This window comes from Parafrankia irregularis (assembly GCF_001536285.1).
Classification (GTDB): Bacteria; Actinomycetota; Actinomycetes; order Frankiales; family Frankiaceae; genus Parafrankia; species Parafrankia irregularis.
Genome location: NZ_FAOZ01000014.1, coordinates 152,592 through 172,833, shown reverse-complemented (window position 1 = coordinate 172,833; position 20,242 = coordinate 152,592). Strand labels below are relative to the sequence as shown.

The window sequence follows — 20,242 nt, the reverse complement described above, 5'->3', positions numbered from 1 at the left end:
ACCGTCGCCTACCAGGGCGAGCGCGACGATTTCGGCCCTCCGTACGGGTTCGACGCCGCACGACGATCCCAACGATCAGTTGTACCCGGGCGTCTCTGTGACCTCTGCAACCTCGGCGACCTCAGCCAGCTCAGGAACCGTCGTCCGAGTGAAGTCGCGGTAGGCCCTGGACGGGGTGGGCCCACGCTGGCCCTGGTAACGCGAGCCGTAGATCGCCGAGCCGTAGGCGTGCTCGGCCGGCGACGACAGCCGGAAGAGGCAGAGCTGGCCGATCTTCATCCCGGGCCAGAGCCTGATGGGCAGCGTGGCGACATTGGACAGCTCCAGCGTCACGTGCCCGGAGAAGCCGGGATCGATGAAGCCCGCGGTCGAGTGGGTCAGCAGCCCCAGGCGCCCCAGGCTCGACTTGCCTTCGAGACGCCCGGCCAGGTCGTCCGGCAAGGTCACGATCTCCAGGGTCGACCCCAGGACGAACTCCCCCGGATGCAGCACGAACGGCTCGTCGCCCTCCGGAGCGATGAGCTCGGTGAGATCCTCCTGCTCGACGGCCGGGTCGATGTGGGTGTAGCGGTGGTTCTGGAAGACCCGGAAGGCACGGTCCAGTCGCAGATCCACACTGGACGGCTGGATCAGCCGCTCGTCGTAGGGATCGAGCCGCACACGGCCGGTAGTGATCTCGGCACGGATATCCCGATCTGACAGCAGCACGTCCCGGACGCTACCGCAGAGCGCCGGATTGTTGCCGTGGGGTGGAACGCGTGCAGTTATCGGGTAAGTAGCTCCTCGACCTCGAAACCGTGCGCAGGTCGCCGCCGTCGGACGTCGCCGGCGCCTCCCTGCTTCCCTGCCGGCCTGCCGGCAGGCCGGCTGACGCTGATCCAGGATGGGGACCGATGTTGGGGCTACCGGATCACATCAGGGCGTGCCTGTTCGATCTCGACGGTGTGCTGACCCGCACCGCTGCCGTGCACGCCGCCGCCTGGAAGGAGATGTTCGACGACTTCCTGGAGAACTGGGCCAGACGCTCCGGTGATCCGTACGTTCCCTTCGACATCGGCACCGACTACCCCGACTACGTCGACGGGCGGCCGCGAGCCGACGGCGTGCAGGCGTTCCTGGACTCGCGGGGCATCCACCTGCCGCCGGGTGTGCCTGGCGACCCGCCCTCGGGCCTGACGATCAACGCCCTCGCGACCAGGAAGAACATCCTGCTTCTACAGCGGATGGAACGGGACGGCGTCGAGGTCTTCGAAGGTTCGGTGCGATACCTCCAGGCGCTCGACGAGGCCGGCGTCCCGCGCGCGGTCGTGTCGTCCAGCGCCAACTGCGCCGAAGTCGTGCGGGCGGCCGGAATCGAGCGGCTGCTGCTCGCACGGATCGACGGTCTCGTCGCGCAGGAACGTGGCCTGGCGGGGAAGCCGGCTCCGGACACCTACCTCGCCGGCGCACAGGCGCTGGGAGTCCAGCCCGAGGCGGCCGCGGTCTTCGAGGACGCCGTGGCGGGCGTGCAGGCCGGGCGGGCCGGCGCCTTCGGCTACGTGGTGGGTGTGGACCGGATCGGCCACGCCGACGCGCTGCGGCACAGCGGCGCCGACATCGTCGTCAAGGATCTCGCCGACCTGCTCGGCGGGCAGGCGTTGGGTGCCGTCCCCGCCGGGAGAACCGTGTGATCGGCAAACCGAACTACCTCATCGAGGCCTGGTCGCTGACCGAACACGGCCTCGACATCGACGCCCTCGCCCGCTCCGAGTCGCTGTTCGTGCTCTCCAACGGGCACGTGGGCCTGCGCGGAAATCTTGACGAAGGCGATCCGCACGGGCTTCCCGGCACCTATCTCAACTCCGTCCACGAACTGAGGCCACTGCCCTACGCCGAGGCGGGGTACGGATATCCCGAGTCCGGCCAGACGGTCATCAACGTCACCAACGGAAAGATCATTCGTCTGCTGGTCGACGACGAGCCGTTCGATGTGCGATACGGGGACCTCCTGACCCATACCAGAAGCATCGACTTCCGCGAAGGTGTCCTCTCCAGGGAGGCCGACTGGGTCTCCCCGGCCGGTCAGCGCATCAGGATCCGCTCCCGGCGGATGGTTTCCTTCACCCAGCGGTCCGTCGCCGCGATCTACTACGAGATCGAGCCGGTGGATGATTCCGCGCGGGTCGTCATCCAGTCCGAACTGGTCGCCAACGAGCAGCTTCCGATGCGCCGAGGCGATCCACGCGCGGCCGCGGTGCTGGAATCACCACTCGTCTCGGAACGGCACCGGGCCCGAGGTTCCATGGTGGAGCTCGTCCATTGCACCCGGCACAGCGACATCCGGGTAGCCGCGGCGATGGACCACATTTTCGACGGTCCCCGCTCGCTCGGGGTGAGCTCGGAAAGCGAGCCCGATGCCGGGCGGGTCACCGCGACAGCCGTCCTGGCCGCCGGCGAGACGCTCCGGATGGTCAAGTTCCTCGCCTACGGCTGGTCCGAGCAGCGCTCCCTGCCCGCGCTTCGCGACCAGGCCGTCGCCGCACTGGTCGCTGCGCGCCAGACCGGGTGGAGCGGGCTGGTCGACGAGCAACGGGAGTACCTCGGCGAGTTCTGGCGGTGTGCGGACGTCGAGGTCGACGGGGACGCCGAGGTTCAACAGGCCGTCCGCTTCGCACTGTTCCACGTGCTGCAGGCCGGCGCGCGAGCCGAACGGCGGGCGATCCCCGCGAAGGGGCTCACCGGCCCGGGCTACGACGGTCACGCCTTCTGGGACACCGAGAGCTACGTGCTGCCCGTACTGACCTACACGGCACCGGCGGCCGCCGCCGACGCGCTGCGCTGGCGCCACTCCATCCTCCCGATGGCCCGTGAGCGCGCGCAGCTGCTCAACCTGGACGGAGCCGCGTTTCCCTGGCGAACCATCCACGGCGAGGAATGCTCCGGCTACTGGCCCGCCGGCACCGCCGCGTACCACGTGAACGCCGACATCGCCGACGCCGTCATCAGATATGTGTGGGTGACGGAGGACACTGATTTCGAGGTGGAGGTCGGCCTCGAGATCCTGATCGAGACGGCCCGGCTGTGGCGCTCCATCGGGCATCACGACCTGTCCGGGAAATTCCGCATCGACGGTGTGACCGGACCGGACGAGTACTCCGCGCTCGCCGACAACAACGTCTACACCAACCTCATGGCCCAACGAAACCTCATCGGCGCGGCCGACGCCGTCCAGCGCCACCCCGAGCGCGCACGCGCCCTCGGTGTCGACGCGGAGACCGCCGCCAACTGGCGGGATGCCGCCGACGACATGTACATCCCCTACGACGCACATCTCGAGGTCCATCCGCAGTCAGACGGGTTCACCCATCACCAGGTGTGGGATTTCGACAGCACCAGGCCCGAGCAGTACCCCCTGCTGCTGCACTTCCCGTACTTCGACCTCTACCGCAAGCAGGTCGTGAAACAGGCCGACCTGGTGCTCGCCATGCAGCGACGCAGCGATGCCTTCACCGCCGAGCAGAAGGTACGCAACTTCGCCTACTACGAGGCGCTCACCGTCCGGGACTCGTCGCTCTCCGCCTGCTGTCAGGCGGTGATGGCCGCCGAATGCGGGCACCTGTCACTCGCCCACGACTACCTTCGCGAAGCCGCCTTCATGGATCTGAAGGACATCGAGCACAACACCGGCGACGGGCTGCACGTGGCCTCCCTCGCCGGCAGCTGGATCGCACTCGTCGAAGGCTTCGGCGGGCTGCGCGACACGGGCCGGCTGCTCTCCTTCGCGCCCAGACTGCCCGAAGGCCTCACCCGGCTCTCCTTCGGCCTGCGGGTACGGTCCCGCCATCTCAGAGTCGAGGTCGTCGCCTCATCCGCCACCTACACGGTGCTCGAAGGCGAAGGGATGACCCTCGTCCACCACGGGCAGGAAGTCCGGATCCCGCCCGGCCAGCCGTGCACGCTGGACGTCCCCCCCGCCCCGGAACTGCCACGGCCGCAGCAGCCCCCGGGCCGTGAGCCGCTGCGCTTCCTGCACCAGGTGAACGGAACCGAGGTGAGACGAGCCGAGACACGACGCGCCGAAAACGCCCGCGCGAGCGCCGGGGACCGACCCGAGTAGCACGATCGGTAAGTCTCGTTCACAGGCGCCTGACCCGCAGGCCGTCCTCGTCGCCGCAATCGACAACGGCGACCCGGCCCCGACGAAAAGTCGGCGGTGGCGGTACGGCATGTGGCGCACTCGTCCAGTAGTATGCGGTTGCACCATGCGGGCGTAGTTCAGAGGCAGAACACGAGCTTCCCAAGCTTGCAACGCGGGTTCGATTCCCGTCGCCCGCTCCACTCTGGGGGACCTGTGTCAGACGGGGTCTGACACAGGTCGTTCCTCCATGCTGGCCGGCGGGCGGAGCCCCCCCCGGGGCCCCGCGATCTTGTGGCGTTCGGGGTGGTTCTGTTGTTCACGGGCCGTTCCGGGAGCGTGTCACTGGGCAGGGTGACCGGGCGGACCTCAGGTACCGCGCTTCTACCAGCTCCTGTGCGGATTTGACGGGCAGACGCCTGCCGGGCAAGACGAGTGGTGCGGAGCGCCAGTGGCGGTGATGTTCAGGCCGGGTGGCCTGGGCGCATGCCGCGGACGTCCTGGAAGGCGAGCTGATGCAGGGGGCCGCGGGTCGTGCCCTCCGCAGGATCGATCACGAACGCGGAGTGGTCGCCGACCTCCGTCACCGACAGGACAGGGCCGGCGAACCAGGCCGGCGGGTCGGCCAGGACAGGCAGGCCGAAGGGTCCTTCCAACCAGCGGCAGTGGGCGAACTTGTCGACCTTGTCTCCGGTCTCCTCGCCAAACAGCTCCGCCAGAGCGCGATCGGTGATGTCCAGCAGGTGCACGGCGAGGTGCCGCGCGTGCCGGGCCAGGCCGAACGTGTGGTTGGTGTGGGAGACACAGACCAGATAGCGGGGCGGGTCGATGCTGCACTGCGTGTGGAAGCCGACCAGGCAGCCGCTGCGTTCGCCGTTGACGGTGGTCGTCACGACGGCCATCGGATAGCTGATGGCACTGACTGCGTCGTGGAACGCGCTCAGCTCGGGGGGCATGGGCGGAGGAGCTCCTCACCGTCGTCGCTGTGGCTACCGGTTTTTCCCGGTCGTCAACCAGCTGCCCGGCGTACGTCGTTTCATGCCCGGGTGTGGCGCGACCGGTCAACGCAGGCGCCACGCGGGTCGGCTGATCTCCTCCGCGGGAGCTTCGTCGGACCGTGACCCGCGTCGGGGGCGGCGGAAAAGCCAGGCGGGGCGTGGCCAACTGGCCACGCCCCGCCCGATCAGTTCAGATCATCTGCGGCACCCGCGGGGTTATGCGCCTTCCGCCGGAGCCGCGGCGGCGGCCGGCGTGGGCGGGGCGGCCAGGGAGCGTGCCAGCAGCTGGGAGACGTCGAGAACCTCGACGCTCTCCTTTGCCTCGCCGGCCAGCTTCTTCTCGGTCACCGCGTCGGAGAGCATGACGATGCAGAACGGGCAGGCGGTCGAAACCACGTCGGGGTCGAGGCCGAGCGCCTCCTCCATGCGGTCGACGTTGACCCGCTTGCCGATCTTCTCTTCCATCCACATCCGCGCGCCACCGGCGCCGCAGCAGAAGCCACGGTCCTTGCAGCGGTGCATCTCCTGCCCCCGGATGCCCGGGATGGCCTCCAGGATCTCCCGCGGCGGGGTGTAGACCTTGTTGTGCCGGCCGAGGAAGCACGGGTCGTGGTAGGTCACCGACGACTCGATCGGGGTGATCGGGACGAGCCTGCGCTCCTCGACGAGCTTGCCGAGCAGCTGGGTGTGGTGGACGACCTCGAAGTTGCCGCCGAGTGCCGAGTACTCCCGCGCGAGGCTGTTGAAGCAGTGCGGGCAGGTGGCGACGATCTTCTTGACGCCGGTCTCGTTCAGGAGCTCGATGTTGGCCTTCGCCATCTCCTGGTACAGGTACTCGTTGCCGAGGCGGCGGGCCGGGTCACCGGTGCACGACTCCTGGCTGCCGAGGACGGCGAACTCGACCCCGGCGGTGTGCAGCAGCTCGGCGAACGACCGGGCGACCTTCTTGGCCCGGTCCTCGATCGCACCGGCGCAACCGACCCAGTAGAGGTACTCGACCTCGTCCGGGATCTGCTCGCCCTCGTCGAGGATGCGGACCTCGAAGGGCAGGCCCTCGGTCCACTCGGTGCGCGACCGCGGCGAGACGCCCCACGGGTTGCCGTTGTTCTCGAGGTTGCGCAGCATCACGCCGGCCTCGGACGGGAACGCCGACTCGATCATGACCTGGTAACGCCGCATGTCGACGATGTGGTCGACGTGCTCGATGTCCACCGGGCACTGCTCCACGCAGGCGCCGCAGTTGGTGCACGACCACAGGACGTCGGGGTCGATGACCCCGCCCTCCTCCTCGGTCCCGACGAGCGGGCGGTCGACCTGCGGCTGGCCGGGCTCGGGCACCCGACCGAAGCCGGACTCCGGCACGTGGTGCACGTGCTTCTTGGAGGTCTCCTCGGCGGCCGCGGTGGCCTCTGCGGTGGCCTCCTCGCCCTCTTCCTTCTTGGGCGCGAGCAGGTACGGGGCCTTGGCGAACAGATGGTCCCGGAGGTCCATGATCAGAAGCTTGGGCGACAGCGGCTTGCCGGTGTTCCAGGCCGGGCACTGGCTCTGGCACCGCCCGCACTCGGTGCAGGTGGCGAAGTCGAGCATGGCCTTCCAGGAGAAGTCCTCGACCTTGCCCACACCGACGACGGGCTCGTCCTCCTCCATCAGCTTCTCGATGTCGGGGGTCGTGCCCAGCGGGCCCAGGGCAACCGGCTCGCGCTTGAGGATGACGTTGATCGGCGCAAGCCCGATGTGCAGGTGCTTGGAGTAGACCACGAGCACCAGGAAGCCCATGATGATCGCGATGTTGAGCAGCAGGAACGCCGTCTCGATGTCCTCGTTGGTGTGCACCGAGAACGCGCTGAGCGGCTCGCTGACCAGCCAGGAGGCGAACGCCCACTTGGTGTCACCCTGCGGGTGGGTGCCGGCGTTGAACTGGGCGCCACGCGTGATCAGCAGGGTCACGATGACCAGGGTGATCATGCCGAGGATGACCCAGGCCGGGCCGATGTGGGACCCGTAGAAGCGGGACTTGCGGTCCAGCCGGGCGGGGGCGTTACGCAGCCGGATGATGGTGAACGTGAGCAGGCCCGCGAGGACGGCGACCGCGAAGAAGTCCTCCAGGAACCCGATGATCGCCCAGTCGCCGAACAGCGGGATGTGGAAGTCGTGGTCGAACAGGGCCCCGTAGGCCTCGACGATCGTCAACCCGAGGATGGTGAATCCCCAGAAGGTGAAGAAGTGCGCCAGGCCGGGTACGGACCACTTCAGCAGCTTGCGCTGGCCTCCTACCTCGCTGATCTCCGTCCAGATCCTGGTCGGCAGATCATCGAGCCGGCCCTCTGCGGGCTGGCCAGACCTGATCAGTCTGGTCAGCCAGAAGACGCGGCGGCCGGCCACCGCGAGAGCGATCAGCGTGATCGCTAGACCGATCGCGATTCTCACAGGTCCTCCATCTGCTGTGCTATCCACCTCTGTCTGGGGCTGCCCGGGTGCTGCCCGACGACGCGGCGAGCCTACTCCTACCGGCCAGTAACTTGTCGATCCCGACAGCCACACCACCGACGGCCACGACTCCGGAGCCCTGCGCGACCATCGCACACTGCACCTCGGCCGCCGGCCGCGCTCCGGAAAGCAAGCCTCGCCGGGACCTCACGACCGGTGACCAGCGGAGTGACCAGGGACACGTTCAGATCACCGGCGGCGCTCCATCGCATCTCCATTCACCCACCGCACCCCGGAGAGGTCGAGCCACCAGGGCGACTCCCGACCTCGTGATACCCGCCGCCCCCGACCCTGCCACGACGTGGTCCGAGCGTCGCGGGATCGGGCACCTATTGGGCCGATCTTGCCCGAGACGCAGGAGAGCCTGCTACTTTGAGTGGCAGACAATCGCCAGAACCACAACGCTCCGCACTGTCCGTTCCCGACCCGCCACACCAAGAGCCACGACCAGGACCACTACTTCCAGGTCGGGCCAGACGACCTGACGCTGCGGCCCGCAACGACCAGCCAGCCACCGACCCACAACTCATGGATCATCGCGCGGGTTGATGTCAACTCTTGAGATGACCGCGGGTCCCGCCCCACCATGGGTCAGTGTCCTGGTCCGGACCGTGGCGGCTCGTCCGCGCGCTGGTCGGGGGCGCATGACGCTGCGCGCTGGCAGCAGCGCCGCCACCAGGGCACCCGGTGCGCTCCTGGGGGCGGGTCCCGACGACGTTGACGACCCTGCGATCCATGGTGGGCACGATGGTGACAAGCACCAGGCCGACGACAGGTCGGGCCGGGCGTCCTGGCTTTTCTCAGCACACTGAGTATCTCCGTGCGCGGGAGAACCAGGCGATGGTCAGACGTGACCGCATCGCGCGTGACGTTCCTCGGGCGGCCATCCGCGCCGCGATCGTCGGCCTCGGCCTCGGCCTGGTCATCGGCTTCGGGCTGGGCCTGCCCAGCCTCGGGGTCACCGTGTTCGTGGCCCTCCTTGTGATCTGGCCCGGTGGCATGGCCCTGGCCGCCTTCGGTGCGTCACCGGACGTCGAAACACTGCGCGAGGCGGCCGAGGCCGAGCGGAAGACCGCACACGCGATCTCCCGGCTGCGCCGGCGCGGGTACGTCATCCTTCACGACCGGGCGGTGCCGTACTCGGAGGCCACCATCGGCCACCTGCTGGTCGGCCCCGGCGGGGTGATGATCCTCGGCAGTGACACCAACAAGGGCGTCGTCCGCTACACCAAGGGCGGCGCGGTGGTGGACGGGGAATCCCTCAAGCCGGCGATCGACAAGACCGCGTGGCTGGGCGGCGAGGTGCGCAACCAGATCCGGGCCGCGCTCCCGATGCTGAAGTTCCCCACCTACCCGATCCTGGTGATGGTCGAGGCGAGCGTCCTGTGGAAGGACGGTGCTCTCGAAGGAGTAACCGTCCTGAACGTCAAGGACGTGGTCGACTACATTCGGCACAAGCCTGGGCGCCTCAACCCCGGGCAGGTACAGCAGGTGGTGGCCGCCGCCCAGCGGCTGTTCCCGCCGTACTCGTCGAACCGGCTCGCCGAGGAAATCGTCGTCGATCGGGACCAGTGGCTCACCCTGATGGACGCCCTGCGCACCATCCAGGAAAACGGCGGCGATGCTTCCGGGATGCTTGACCGCCTCGCGCAGATCGAAGCAGATCTGGGCCGGCAGGCGGATCTCGTCGAACGCCGCGGCCTGCGCAGGGCCCGCTCCGGCTCCGACGAGCCCACGGCCGGGTTCGGCACCGGCGCCACGACAGACTCGGTGGTGCCGCCGGGCAGCACCGGCTCCGGGCTCGCGCCGCTGGCTCCGAACGCCCCCGCGGTCCGCCCGGGGGCCAGGCGAGGGCGCCGCATCCTGGCGTCGGTACAGCCGGAGCGCGCCGGCGACTCCAAAGCCGCGCAGGGCCGACCGCTGCTCTCGAAGGGCGGCGCGGCGGGCCCTGCTCAGGCCGGCACCGACCAGCAGGCGTCGCCGGGTGCACTCGATGGCGGGGACAGCACGGATGGCCTCCCTGGGGAGCCGGGCGCCAGGCCGTAAATCCGGGCTCGGCCAGGCCCTCAGGTTTCCCGGCGTCACCTAACCCAGGCTGTCTGAGGCCTGCGGTGGCTCTGGACGCGGCGTAGCGGTGTGCTGCGCACCAGCCGCTCCGCGCGTCCGCACCGCCTCATGAGCGTCTGTGGTCCGTTTGTCCGCGCGGCGTCTGCGGCCGCCGCGAGCCGCGAGCCGCACTCATCGTCGACGACGGCCGCCTCGCGCCACTCCCGCATCCCGCGTGGCAGATCCGGCCCACCGATATTGACCTGGCGGTCCGTCCCCACCCGTCACGCGGCGACCGACCGGGGATCCCGCGCCGCCGCGCTGCGCCAGCACAGTTCGCCCCAGTAGGTGCAAACAGGGACACCGAGTCGCTTGACGATCAGCAAGAAGTGAGGGCTTCGGTTGTTCCAGCAGCCAAGATCCTCACTTCTTGCTCAGCGACAAAGGCAGGGGCGGCCGCCCGAAACCGGACCTCGCGGATCTGAGGATTCCGGCCCCCAACGAGCACCGGCCCCGCGGGCCGGAAACTGTCCGCGGCGCGGTCCAGACTGCGGCCGTCCATCCAGGCAACCCACAAGTGTCTTAAAGCGATGCCAAAGTCACGTATGGTCACCCTTGGGGCGTCCCGTCGCGACAGTCAGGCAGGCGGAGAAAAATTGAGTGGACAAGACTCAGGTTCGTCGGGCTATCCTAGGTTCGTTCATCCTGAGCGGACCATACTCAAGTCGAATCCGGGCGCTTGACTCCGACGCGAGGAGCGTGCGGCGAGCCCGTAGGGCCAGGCACCACGCAGTCGCACGCACCCCGTGCCTCGGCGCTGGAGCCGGGTCCGGGGCTCACACCAACAAGAGCGTCCCGCCGGTCTCCACCAGGCGGGCCTGCATGATCGAGAGGCATACAGACATGGCACGAGCGGTCGGTATCGACCTCGGCACCACGAACTCCGTCGTGAGCGTGCTCGAGGGTGGAGAGCCCACGGTGATCGCCAACGCCGAGGGCTCCCGGACGACTCCGTCTGTCGTGGCCTTCGCGAAGAACGGCGAGGTGCTCGTCGGCGAGGTCGCCAAGCGGCAGGCCGTGACGAACGTGGAACGGACCATCCGGTCGGTCAAGCGCCACATGGGCACAGACTGGAAGATGAAGGTGGACTCCAAGGAGTTCACCCCCCAGGAGATCAGCGCCCGCATCCTGCAGAAGCTCAAGCGGGACGCCGAGGCCTACCTGGGCGAGCCGGTGTCCGACGCGGTCATCACCGTCCCGGCCTACTTTGACGACGCGCAGCGCCAGACGACCACGGAGGCCGGCACCATCGCGGGTCTCAACGTCCTGCGCATCGTCAACGAGCCGACCGCCGCCGCCCTCGCCTACGGCCTGGACAAGGGCGAGAAGGAGCAGACCATCCTGGTCTTCGACCTGGGTGGCGGTACGTTCGACGTCTCCCTGCTGGAGATCGGCGACGGTGTGGTCGAGGTCAAGTCGACCTCCGGTGACACCCAGCTCGGCGGTGACGACTGGGACCAGCGGATCACCGATCACCTCATCAAGACCTTCAACGACCAGCACGGCGTCGACCTCGGCAAGGACAAGATGGCGCTGCAGCGCCTGCGCGAGGAGGCCGAGAAGGCCAAGATCAACCTCTCGCAGTCGACGCAGACCTCGATCAACCTGCCGTACATCACCGCCTCGGCCGAAGGCCCGCTGCACCTGGACGTCTCGCTGACCCGCGCGGAGTTCCAGCGGATGACGCAGGACCTCGTCGACCGCCTCAAGGGCCCGTTCCAGCAGGCGGTCAAGGACGCTCGCATCAAGATCAGCGATGTGGACCACGTGGTGCTCGTCGGCGGTTCCACCCGGATGCCCGCCGTCGTGGACCTCGTCCGTGACCTGACCGGCGGCAAGGAGCCGAACAAGGGCGTCAACGCCGACGAGGTCGTCGCCGTCGGCGCGTCCCTGCAGGCCGGTGTCCTCAAGGGCGAGGTCAAGGACGTCCTGCTGCTCGACGTCACCCCGCTGTCCCTCGGCATCGAGACCAAGGGCGGCATCATGACCAAGCTGATCGAGCGGAACACCACGATCCCGACCAAGCGCTCGGAGATCTTCACCACCGCCGAGGACAGTCAGCCCTCCGTGCAGATCCAGGTCTTCCAGGGCGAGCGTGAGATGGCCGCCTACAACAAGAAGCTGGGCATGTTCGAGCTGACCGGCCTGCCGCCGGCGCCCCGTGGCATGCCGCAGATCGAGGTCACCTTCGACATCGACGCCAACGGCATCGTGCACGTGTCCGCGAAGGACCTGGGCACGGGCAAGGAGCAGTCGATGACGATCACCGGCGGCTCGGCGCTGCCGAAGGACGACATCAACCGCATGGTGCAGGACGCGGAGCAGTACGCGGAGGAGGACCGTCAGCGCCGCGAGGAGGCCGAGACCCGTAACCGGGCCGAGTCGCTGGTGTACTCCACGGAGCGCTTCCTGGCCGAGAACGGCGACAAGATCGACGCTACCGTGAAGTCCGACGTCGAGGAGAAGCTCGGCACGCTGCGCGGGGCGGTCGCCGGGACCGACATCGCCGCCATCCGCGAGGCGGCGGACGAGCTCACCAAGGCCAGCCAGGCCATGGGCGAATCGATGTACGCCCAGGCCGCCAGTGCGCAGGCCGGCCCGGGTGCTCCGGGCGCGGGCCAGACCGACGACGACGTGGTTGACGCCGAGATCGTCGACGAGGAGGACCCGAAGTGACCCCTTCCCACGACGAGCACCGGCTGGACCACAGCCGGGCCGGCGGGGACGGCGGCCCGGAGGAGCCCATCGTCAAGGACAGGCGCCGCATCGATCCGGAGACGGGCCAGGTCCGCGCCGGGGCCGGCCAGGCCGCCGCTGGCGCCGAGCCTGCCGGCCCGGCCTCGGCCGGTGTCCCTGGCGTCGGCGTCGGTGACACCGAGCTGGTCGCTTCGCTGCACGAGCAGCTCGGCGAGCGGACGGCCGACCTGCAGCGGCTGAAGGCCGAGTTCGACAACTACCGGCGCCGGGCGACCCGGGAGCGTGAGGCGGCCGGCGACCAGGCGGTCTCCAAGCTGCTGACCGCCCTGCTCGGGGTTCTCGACGACATCGGTCGCGCGCGGGACCACGGCGATCTCGAAGGCCCGTTCAAGGCCATCGCCGAGTCCCTGGAAGCGGCGCTGGAGTCGACCGGCCTGGAGCGCTTCGGAACCCCGGGCGAGGCATTCGACCCACACCTGCACCACGCTCTGCTGCACTCCTACCGGTCGGACGTTTCCGAGACGACCTGCGTTGAGATCTTCCGCGCGGGCTATCGGCGCGGAAACACGGTGCTGCGGGCCGCGCAGGTAGCGGTCGCCGAGCCATCCGACGAGGGCGGCGCCGCCGGCGCGGACGTCGACGGGAGCGGGTATGAGGGCGGATCGGTCCAGGCCGGCGATACCGGGCCCATCGGGACACGTGCGGACGAGGGTCAGCCGGTGCCCGGCGCGTCTCCCGGGAGGGAGCACGCTTCCGTGCCGGACGACACCGGCAGCATTCCCGGGCCGGACCGCGGGGGCCCGACCGTCAGCGCCGACTGAAGAGATGGCCTACTAGAAGCATGCCGATCGACCGCTCGCGTGCCTCCCGCCCGACGCCTCGCGTCGGGCGGGTCGGCCCGCTCCGACCTGACCGGCGGCCGGGTGGCTCCGCACGCCCGGACGCTTCCGACGCCCGCGTGCCGGGCTCGATCAAGACGGAAGGAGGGGCGCCGTGAGTGTTCGCGACATGGTCGAGAAGGACTACTACGCCGCTCTCGGTGTCCCCAAGGACGCGTCCGCGGCCGACATCAAAAAGGCGTACCGCAAGCTTGCCCGCGAGCTGCACCCGGACAAGAACCCCGGGGATCTCAAGGCCGAGGCGCGGTTCAAGGAGGTCTCCGAAGCCTACGACGTCCTCTCTGACGAGACCCGGCGTCGTGAGTACGACGAGGCGCGCGCGTTGTTCGCTTCCGGGGCCTACCCGGGCGCGGGCGGCGGGCGCGGTGGCATGGGCGGGTTCGGTGCCCCGGGCGGCTACGGGCCGACCTCCGGGATCAATCTCGATGATCTCCTGAACGGCAGCGGCGGGGGTGGCCTCGGCGGGATCTTCGACAATCTCTTCCAGCGGTCAGCCCCCGGCCGGGCCCCCCGCCGTGGCGCCGACATCGCGGCCGAGGTGACCATCTCGTTCGAGAAGTCGCTGACCGGTCTCGAGGCAACGGTGCGGCTGCCGGGGGCTGCGACCTGTACGACCTGCGGTGGAACCGCCGCGAGGCCGGGAACCACGCCGCGGACCTGCCCGGTCTGCCGAGGTCTCGGTGTGATCTCCCGCTCCCAGGGCGGTTTCGCGCTCTCCGAGCCGTGTCGGGACTGCCTGGGCAAGGGCAGTCTCATCGACCACCCGTGCCCGGACTGCCACGGAACCGGCCGCCGCGAACGCGAGCAGCGGATCCGGATTCCGGCGGGAGTCAGTAACGGCCAGCGTCTGCGCGTGCGTGGACGCGGCTCCCCGGGGGAGCGCGGCGGAGCAGCAGGTGATCTTGAGGTCACCGTGCATGTCCAGAGCCACCCGGTCTTCGGGCGGGAGGGTCACAACCTGACCATCATCCTGCCGGTGACGATCACCGAGGCCGCGCTCGGCGCCTCGGTGAAGGTGCCCACCATCGACGGGACACCGTTGACCGTGAAGGTGCCGCCCGGGACGTCGAGCGGCCGGCGGCTGCGTGCCCGCGGTCGTGGTGTGCCCCGCCCCGGCGGAGAGAACGGCGACCTCATCGTGACCCTCGAGGTGACGGTTCCCCGACCGTCCGAGCTCTCCCCGAAGGCACGCACCGCGCTCCAGGAGTTCGCGCGGGCACATCCCGAGGATCCCCGTGAAGCCCTGATAGCCCAGATGGAGGGCCGGTCATGAACGCGCGCCCGAACCGTACGTCCGATCCGCCCCAGGCGGCGCGCGGGTCCAGTGACCGATCCCGATCGGGTACCGGCATGCCATCTGGCGGCCAGGCCGCCGGCAGGCCGCAGGCTCCCCCGCATCCCGGGGACGGACAGGGCACCGGTTATTACCAGCCCCCCGGTCCCACTGCCGGCCCTGCCCACGACGATGACGCGCCGGTCTATGTGATCTCCATCGCGGCGCAGCTCGCCGGCATGCATCCGCAGACGCTGCGGTCCTATGACCGGCTCGGCCTGGTGACGCCAGGGCGCACCGCAGGTCGTGGTCGGCGCTACTCCGCCCGCGATGTCGCCCTGCTCCGCGAGGTACAGCGACTCTCCCAGGAGGAGGGCGTCAACCTGGAGGGCATCCGGCAGATCCTCCATCTCGGAGCGCAGGTCGTCGCGCTGCAGGCCCAGGTTCGCCAGCTCGCCGAAGAGCTCGCCGCGGCCCGTGTCGAGGCCGACCGACGGGTCGCCGAGGCGCACGCGAGCCATCGACGTGACCTCGTTCCCATCGAACGCGGTGCGGTAGTGGTCTGGCGTCCCGGCCACCGCCGCTGACGTCCGGCCACCAGCACCACCAGCATCGCCACCGCTGCCGACACCGACGTCCGGCCACCGACACAGCAGCAGCACCACCAGCAGTTAAGAGTTGAGTGGGAATGACTCAGGTATGCTGAGTGTCATTACCGGAGAAGAGCGGAGTCGACCGACCCCGCCGACACAGGACCAATCACGCGGGTCCGGCACCACCGGAGCCGCCTGACACCGGATCGCTCCGAGACACTGGGATCGCCATGAACGCTGACCGTCTCACCGCCCGCTCGCAGGAGGCGCTGTCCTCCGCGATCAGCCGTGCCACCGGCGACGGATCCCCGCTCGTCGACCCACTGCACCTGCTGACCGCGCTGCTGGAAGCGCATGACGGTGTCGGCGCCGCACTGCTCGACGCCGTGGGCGCCGACGCGGCGGCGGTCCGCTCGCGCGCAGAAGCCGCGGTCGGCCGGCTCCCACGAGCGGCCGGGGCCAACGTCGCGCCGCCTCAGCTCTCGCGCCAGCTCGTCGCCGTGCTCAACAACGCCGAGCGGCAGGCCGCGCGGATGGGCGACGAGTACATCTCGGTCGAGCACCTCGTCGTGGCGCTGGCCGAGGAAGGCGGCGAGGCCTCGCGCATCCTCGCCGACACGGGGGCCACCGCGGATGCCCTGCGCGGCGCGTTCGACCGCGTGCGCGGCGGTGCCCGGCGCGTGACCAGCCGTGATCCCGAGGGGGCCTACCGCGCGCTGGAGAAGTACTCCATCGATCTCACCGCGCGGGCGCGGGAGGGCAAGCTCGACCCGGTGATCGGTCGAGACACCGAGATCCGCCGCGTGGTGCAGGTGCTCTCCCGGCGCACCAAGAACAATCCCGTCCTGATCGGTGAGCCAGGCGTCGGCAAGACCGCGATCGTCGAGGGGCTCGCCCTGCGGGTCGCCGCCGGCGATGTTCCCGAATCCCTGCGCGGCCGGCGGATCGTCTCCCTCGACCTGGGGTCGATGGTCGCCGGCTCGAAGCTGCGCGGCGAGTTCGAGGAGCGGCTCACCTCGGTGCTCACCGAGATCCGCGAGGCCGAAGGCCAGATCATCACCTTCATCGACGAGTTGCACACCGTCGTGGGCGCCGGCGCGGCCGAAGGCGCGATGGACGCGGGCAACATGCTCAAGCCGATGCTGGCCCGCGGCGAGCTGCGCATGATCGGCGCGACGACGCTGGACGAATACCGGTCCCGGATCGAGAAGGATCCGGCGTTGGAGCGTCGTTTCCAGCCCGTCATGGTCGGGGAGCCCTCGGTGGAGGACACCATCGGCATCCTGCGCGGGCTCAAGGAGCGCTACGAGGTCCACCACGGCGTGCGGATCACCGACTCCGCGCTGGTCGCCGCGGCCACGCTCTCCGACCGCTATGTCACGGCCCGCTTCCTGCCGGACAAGGCGATCGACCTGGTCGACGAGGCCGCCTCCCGGCTGCGGATGGAGATCGACAGCCGGCCGGTCGCGGTCGACGAGCTCGAGCGCGCGGTGCGCCGGCTCGAGATCGAGGACATGGCGCTGTCGAAGGAGAACGACGACGCCTCCCGGCAGCGGCGGGAGCGGCTGCAGCGGGAGCTCGCCGAGAAGCGCGAGGAGCTCTCCGCGCTGACCGCGCGCTGGCAGCGCGAGAAGAACTCGATCTCCGAGGTCCAGAAGATCAAGGAAGAGCTGGAGAACGCCCGCCGCGCGGCCGAGATGGCGGAGCGCGACCTCGATCTCGCCAAGGCCGGCGAGCTGCGCTACGGCACCATCCCGACGTTGGAGAAGCGGCTCGCGGCGGCGACGGACGCGCTCGCCGGCTCCGACTCCCCCGGCGGCGCGATGCTCAGCGAGGAGGTCGGTCCGGACGATGTCGCCGAGGTCGTCGCCTCCTGGACGGGCATTCCCGCCGGTCGCATGCTCGAGGGCGAGACCGCCAAGCTCCTGCGGATGGAGGAGGAGTTGCACCGCCGGGTGATCGGGCAGGACGACGCCGTGCGCATCGTGTCGGACGCGGTCCGCCGTGCACGGGCCGGCATCGCCGACCCGGACCGGCCTACCGGCTCGTTCCTGTTCCTCGGGCCGACCGGTGTCGGCAAGACCGAACTGGCGAAGGCGGTGGCTGACTTCCTGTTCGACGACGAGCGGGCGGTCGTGCGCATCGACATGAGCGAGTACGCCGAGAAGCACTCGGTGGCACGGCTGATCGGCGCTCCTCCGGGGTATGTCGGCTTCGAGTCGGGCGGTCAGCTCACCGAGGCGATCCGACGCCGCCCGTACAGCGTGATCCTTCTCGACGAGGTCGAGAAGGCCCATCCGGACGTCTTCGACGTGCTGCTCGCCGTCCTCGACGACGGGCGGCTGACCGACGGCCAGGGGCGCACGGTCGATTTCCGGAACACGATCCTGATCCTCACCTCGAACCTCGGATCGGCCTTCATCGCCGACCCGACGCTGCCTCCGCAGGTGCGCCGGGATTCGGTCATGGTGGCCGTGCGGGATGCCTTCAAGCCGGAGTTCCTCAACCGGCTCGACGACGTCCTGGTCTTCGAGCAGCTGGGGCGGGAGGACCTCACGCGGATCGTCGACATCCAGATCGACAGGCTTCGGCGGCGGCTCGCCGACCGCCGCATCGATCTCACCGTCAGCGACGCCGCGAAGGGCTGGCTCGCCGACGCTGGCTACGACCCGGTCTACGGGGCGCGGCCGCTGCGCCGGCTGGTTCAGACCTCGATCGGGGACCAGCTCGCCCGCGAGATCCTCGCCGGTGAGATCAGGGACGGCAACGAGGTCGTTGTCGACGTCGACCCGAAGCGGTCGGCGCTGACCGTGCATCCCGCAGTCGGCGCGCCAGCCATCTGATCTGACCGGGCCTCCCGCGCCAGTCCCTCCGGCCCCCTCCGCGTAGGGTCGACGGGTGGCGCGGGAGGTTGCAGGTCTGTCGGTTTCCGTCGAGGTCGAGGCCGCGCTGGCCGCCGGCTCGCCGGTGGTCGCGCTGGAGTCCACCCTGATCGCCCATGGGCTGCCGCGCCCCCGCAACCGGGCCGTAGCGGTGGAGCTGGAAGCGATGCTGCGCGACCGTGGCATCACCCCCGCCACGGTGGCCGTGATCGACGGCGTGCCCACCGTGGGGCTGGATGACGACACGCTCGGGCGTATCGCCGGCGACCCCGGAGTCGCAAAGGCATCCGTACGCGATCTGCCGGCCGCCGCGGCGCTGGGTCTCACCTGCGCCACGACGGTCGCGGCCACCTCCGTGCTGGCCGCCCGGGTGGGAATCCGGGTGTTCGCCACCGGCGGCCTCGGCGGCGTGCACCGGGGCGCGGCCGAGACCTTCGACGAGTCCGCGGACCTGCCGACGTTGGCCGCCACACCGATCACCGTCGTAGCCGCGGGCGTCAAATCCATCCTGGACGTCGACGCGACCATCGAACGCCTCGAGACGTTCGGGGTCACGTTGCTGGGCTGGCGCACCTCGGACTTTCCCGGCTTCTACCTCCCCACCACCGGCCATCGGCTCGACTGGCAGGTGGATGGCGCCGCGCAGGTGGCGGAGGCCATGGCGGTCAGAGATCGCCTCGGCCTGAGGTCCGCGATCGTCGTCGCGAACCCGGTGCCGGCAGGTCAGGCTCTCGACGAGGCCATCCACGACGACGTTCTGCGCACCGCGCTGCAGCAGGCGGACGAGCTCGGCCTGCGCGGCAAGGCCGTCACCCCGTTCCTGCTGGAGACCTTCCACACCGAGACCGCCGGTGCGAGCCTTGAGGTCAACATCGCTGTCGTGCGGAACAACGTGGCGGTGGCCGCCGAGATCGCGGCGGCCTGGGCGTCACGCTGATCGACGGTGTCCAACGGGCCGGCCCGCGCACCAGCCCTGCCAGCGCCTGCCAGCGCCTGCCAGCGCCTGCCAGCGCCTGCTGGCCCCGGCTGGAGCCTGCCGGCCGGGCTGGCACCTCCCTACTGGAGCTGGAGCCTGCCGGCGATCTGGTCCGTGATCCGCTGCAGGTGAACATCCGCCGGGTTGTTGTCGACATTCGAGTAGGTCACGATCACCTCGACCCGTCCTTCGATGAGGAAGAGGCTGTCCAGGACGAGTCCGAGCGTTTCGCCGCCAGCCTTCACACTCACGCTCATCCGCAGCAGCACGCGTGCCCCGGAGGGGGCCTGCGGCGTCTCGACCGCGACGACCTTGATCTCGCTTCCAGGCTCGGAGACAGCGTCGAACTGCTGCTGGATCGCCTGGCCGAAGCACTCGCCGAACCGCGGATTGTTGAGGAGCTCGAGATGGGCGGCAGCCGTCTCGGTGGACACGATCGACGCGGTTGAGGATATCGCCACGATGGCGTCGGCTTCGCTGGTGAACTTAGGACCGTCGGCGGTGTCCTGATAGTCGTCGAGATGATCGTCCGAAATGCCGAGGCACTGCCCGACCGAACCCAGCGAAATATCCTCCGAATTTGACCCCGCGTCGGGCGGAGAAGCCGTGAAACCAGTTGTGATTGCCCCTTCCATCAGGACGTAGTCTTCGGCGTCCAGCGGCACCTCGGCGGACGCGGGCGACGCCGGGACAGCAGGTGGCGTGCCGGTGGCGCCAGGCGGTCCCGGCGGATTGAACGCGGTGAGATCACCGCCCTGGCAGGACGCCAGCAATGCCGCGACGGCAATCACCAGACCGCCACGGGCGAGGGCCGCGGATCCACGACGCCATGGCCCCGCCGCGGAGTCCCGGCGGCCCGTAACCGTGTCCGCGCCATCGAGGGGCAAGGAATCCGCCAGTCGCCGACCGGCGCCCCACACAACCATCAGTCAGACCCCCTGACAACGGCGGCCCGAATTCTGATGGTCGAGCCGGAAGATTTCACCACGCCCCGCGACGGGCCACGGCGTCCTTCTTCCACAATGCCGCAGAAAATGCCGCCGTCGGTCGATGTGGTGGGTCGTTGTCGGGACAGCAGTCCGCCGGATCAGGAACCCGGTACCGCCCTTGACGGGGCGCAGATTGTCAGCTAATTACGACCCCTCCACCACATCCGGCCATCACCTGCACACATTCCGTCACAGTCGGCCGCCACTTCCCCCTGATCGCGCGGACAG

13 protein-coding genes and 1 tRNA gene are annotated in these 20,242 nt (G+C 69.4%); 10 read left to right on the top strand and 4 right to left on the bottom strand.

Annotated elements, in window-relative coordinates:
- Positions 1-75: 75 nt before the first annotated feature.
- Positions 76-708, bottom strand: coding sequence for a dCTP deaminase (gene dcd, locus AWX74_RS21435; protein ID WP_091279816.1), 633 nt, complete (start codon positions 706-708; stop codon positions 76-78).
- Positions 709-893: 185 nt separating this feature from the next.
- Between dcd and AWX74_RS21430 the strand changes: the two genes are divergently transcribed.
- The 3 genes from AWX74_RS21430 (at position 894) to AWX74_RS21420 (ending at position 4,317) form a co-directional block, all read left to right on the top strand.
- Complete coding sequence (locus tag AWX74_RS21430) at positions 894-1,670, top strand: HAD family hydrolase (protein ID WP_091279813.1); 777 nt, start codon at positions 894-896, stop codon at positions 1,668-1,670.
- The gene (locus tag AWX74_RS21425) at positions 1,667-4,096 is read left to right on the top strand and encodes a glycoside hydrolase family 65 protein (protein WP_091279810.1); all 2,430 of its coding nucleotides are present in this window, start codon (positions 1,667-1,669) and stop codon (positions 4,094-4,096) included. Before AWX74_RS21430 ends, AWX74_RS21425 begins: the two co-directional genes overlap by 4 nt.
- Positions 4,097-4,243: 147 nt before the next feature.
- Positions 4,244-4,317, top strand: a tRNA-Gly gene (locus AWX74_RS21420).
- A 261-nt stretch (positions 4,318-4,578) separates the two neighbouring features.
- On the opposite strand, the gene AWX74_RS21415 is transcribed toward AWX74_RS21420, so the two are convergent.
- Positions 4,579-5,070, bottom strand: a complete 492-nt coding sequence (locus AWX74_RS21415) for a flavin reductase family protein (RefSeq protein ID WP_091279806.1) — start codon at positions 5,068-5,070, stop codon at positions 4,579-4,581.
- 258 nt (positions 5,071-5,328) lie between these two features.
- Positions 5,329-7,539: a (Fe-S)-binding protein gene (locus AWX74_RS21410; RefSeq protein ID WP_091279803.1), complete on the bottom strand. Its 2,211-nt coding sequence runs from the start codon at positions 7,537-7,539 to the stop codon at positions 5,329-5,331.
- Between the two features lie 900 nt (positions 7,540-8,439).
- Here AWX74_RS21410 and AWX74_RS21400 point away from each other — a divergent pair.
- The 7 genes from AWX74_RS21400 to AWX74_RS21370 all read left to right on the top strand — a co-directional run bounded on the left by AWX74_RS21400 (position 8,440) and on the right by AWX74_RS21370 (position 18,986).
- On the top strand, positions 8,440-9,645 hold the full coding sequence (locus AWX74_RS21400; protein ID WP_091279797.1) for a nuclease-related domain-containing protein: 1,206 nt from the start codon (positions 8,440-8,442) through the stop codon (positions 9,643-9,645).
- A 903-nt stretch (positions 9,646-10,548) separates the two neighbouring features.
- On the top strand, positions 10,549-12,381 hold the full coding sequence (dnaK, locus tag AWX74_RS21395; RefSeq protein WP_091279793.1) for a molecular chaperone DnaK: 1,833 nt from the start codon (positions 10,549-10,551) through the stop codon (positions 12,379-12,381).
- Entirely contained in the window at positions 12,378-13,223 is an 846-nt protein-coding gene (grpE, locus tag AWX74_RS21390; protein WP_091279789.1) for a nucleotide exchange factor GrpE, read from the top strand. The genes dnaK and grpE overlap by 4 nt, the downstream gene beginning before the upstream one ends.
- 172 nt (positions 13,224-13,395) lie before the next feature.
- Positions 13,396-14,574 (top strand): molecular chaperone DnaJ, encoded by a 1,179-nt coding sequence (gene dnaJ / locus AWX74_RS21385; protein ID WP_054568975.1) that lies wholly within the window; start codon positions 13,396-13,398, stop codon positions 14,572-14,574.
- Positions 14,571-15,161: a heat shock protein transcriptional repressor HspR gene (locus AWX74_RS41430; protein ID WP_091279786.1), complete on the top strand. Its 591-nt coding sequence runs from the start codon at positions 14,571-14,573 to the stop codon at positions 15,159-15,161. The genes dnaJ and AWX74_RS41430 overlap by 4 nt, the downstream gene beginning before the upstream one ends.
- 236 nt (positions 15,162-15,397) lie before the next feature.
- Complete coding sequence (gene clpB / locus AWX74_RS21375) at positions 15,398-18,010, top strand: ATP-dependent chaperone ClpB (RefSeq protein ID WP_091279782.1); 2,613 nt, start codon at positions 15,398-15,400, stop codon at positions 18,008-18,010.
- A gap of 55 nt (positions 18,011-18,065) precedes the next feature.
- Positions 18,066-18,986: a pseudouridine-5'-phosphate glycosidase gene (locus AWX74_RS21370; RefSeq protein WP_091279779.1), complete on the top strand. Its 921-nt coding sequence runs from the start codon at positions 18,066-18,068 to the stop codon at positions 18,984-18,986.
- 119 nt (positions 18,987-19,105) lie between these two features.
- Here AWX74_RS21370 and AWX74_RS21365 read toward each other — a convergent pair whose 3' ends face one another.
- Positions 19,106-19,816: a hypothetical protein gene (locus AWX74_RS21365; RefSeq protein WP_242666343.1), complete on the bottom strand. Its 711-nt coding sequence runs from the start codon at positions 19,814-19,816 to the stop codon at positions 19,106-19,108.
- Positions 19,817-20,242: the final 426 nt, after the last annotated feature.